The organism is Mesorhizobium sp. M7A.F.Ca.CA.004.06.1.1 (assembly GCF_003999135.1).
GTDB lineage: Bacteria > Pseudomonadota > Alphaproteobacteria > Rhizobiales > Rhizobiaceae > Mesorhizobium.
In genome coordinates this window covers 1-519 of the sequence record NZ_RZPQ01001411.1, presented here as the reverse complement: position 1 = coordinate 519, position 519 = coordinate 1, and the positions used below count along the sequence as shown (strand labels likewise).

The following is a 519-nucleotide window of genomic DNA, read 5'->3' as shown; positions in this document are numbered from 1 at the left end:
CCTTGCGCGCTTGCCACGCCGATTTCCTGCGCCGCCTCGCGCAGGGCTGCCGCGCAGCGTATGGCGCGTGCCGGGCCGTCGAAGCGCGAAATCATCAACTCGCCATGCAGGCCCACAGAGCGCCCACCATGGCGTCCGACCAGCAGCCGCCAGGTTTCCTGGAAGCGTTGGCTGCGTTCGCTCCACATGCGGTCGCCGAGCCGCGCCGTATCGTAGATGCGTGTCACCAGAAGTGCCGCCAGCACGCGGTCCACTTCGCCTACGGCGCGCTCGCCGGTCAGGAATTCCTCGATCAAGTCGGCCACCCCGTCGACATCGCCGGTCCAGATCGGATGGTCGCGTCCGGCAATCTCGACCAGCCGGGCGCCGGGAATCTTCTGTGCAAGGAAGCGGCTGGCATCGGGGTCGACCCGCGCATCGTTGCGGCGATGAATCACAAGCGTCGGCGCGCTGATCACGTTCAGGCTGTGGCGGATGTCGACGTCGGCGTTCATGCGCGCCAGCCCCGCCGCCGCCGTC

The 519-nt window shown here is 68.4% G+C and carries 1 pseudogene; it reads right to left on the bottom strand.

The features are described from left to right. Nucleotides 1-519, bottom strand: a pseudogene (locus tag EN906_RS36660) (alpha/beta hydrolase); the annotation flags it as partial.